The sequence below is a fragment of the Streptomyces sp. NPDC054956 genome, from assembly GCF_053609185.1.
The window spans coordinates 1-1,278 of record NZ_JBSGXB010000645.1 but is presented as its reverse complement, the minus strand read 5'-3'; the positions used below and the strand labels follow the sequence as shown (position 1 = coordinate 1,278).

Genomic DNA, 1,278 nt, shown 5'->3' with positions numbered 1-1,278 from the left:
CCGCGGAGGTGGCCGGGAACAGGCCGGTCGTCGGCTCCTCGGACAGGACGGCGAGCGCCGCCGCGCGACGCACCGGGGACCCACCGGTGTTCTCGGCTACCGGGCTGGACTCTCTGCTTGCCATGGCTGTGGGCCTTTCGGGGGGCGGGAGGAAGAGGGGAAGGGGAACGACGACGCTCAGGCGGTCGGCGGGACTCGGTGGAACGGGCCGGTGCACCGGTCCGGCCAGGGCATCGCCCCGGCCGGGCCCGTCCGGCGGGCCACGGCGTCCAGCCGTTCCACGACATCGGACGAGGGGGCCCGGAACCGGGCGGTGCCGGTGGGCAGTTCGGCCAGCAGGATGCGGGCGGGCAGGTCGCCGACCGCCTCGTGGCGGGCCAGGACGGTGAACGCGGCGCCGGTACCGAAGAGGGCCTGCGCCCCGCTCCCGTCACGTGAGAGCACCGAGGTGCGCCGGGCGGTCAGGGAACGGATGGCGAAGCGGACGTGGGACGGCGGCGGCTGGGGCGCCTGCTGCGCGTCCAGGTGGACGACGTCCAGTGGCGCGTCGCACTCCAGCAGCTCGCCCGGCACCAGCTCGTCCGGGACGGCCGACGGCTCCACGGCGCGTACGAGGGTGCCCCGCAGCGCGGGAAGGCGCTGCAGACCGGAGGCCAGGCAGGCCGCGTACGGGCGCAGCGCGCCGCCGCCCTCCTCGGCCAGCGCCCGGGCCCCGAACGGGTCGTCGGGGGAGGAGGAGAGGTAGAGGTGGACGGCGATCAGATCGGCCAGGGCCGCCTCCTCGCCGTTTCCGCGCAGGGCGGGCAGCCGGATGAGGGCCTGGCTGACGGGGCCGCTGTGCTTCTCCCACACTCCGGAGGCCAGCTCCCGGAACGCGCGACGGTCCGGCTCGCCGAGGCTCGCGGACGGGCGGCGGCGGGCGGCGAGGGCGGCGGGAGCCGGGTTCACGGCCGGTGCGGGTGCCGGTGCCGCGGGCTTGGACGCGGGCGGGCCGCCGGTGCCGGTCGCTCCGGGGCGGGTGGTCGCAGGGACCGCCGAGACCTCGGCCCCTGGGGCCGGGACGGTACCGACTGCCGCGGGCGCGGTGGCCGGAACGGCCGAGGTGAGGCCGGTTCCGGTGGCTGCCGTGACCGGGAGCGGTCGTACGGGCTCGCCTGCGGGGCGGTGGCCCGCGGCGCGCGGCGCGGGGCGGGCCGTTCCCGGCGCGGAGGCCGTTCCGGGGGCGGCCTGGGCGGATGCCGTGACCGGGTGGGGCCGGGGGGAGGTGGTCTCCGGTGC

At 78.3% G+C, this 1,278-nt stretch carries 1 pseudogene; it reads right to left on the bottom strand.

Features of this window, described 5'->3' with window-relative positions:
- Positions 1 to 177: 177 nt before the first annotated feature.
- A pseudogene (locus tag ACWGDE_RS39030) lies at positions 178 to 1,278 on the bottom strand (hypothetical protein); the annotation flags it as partial.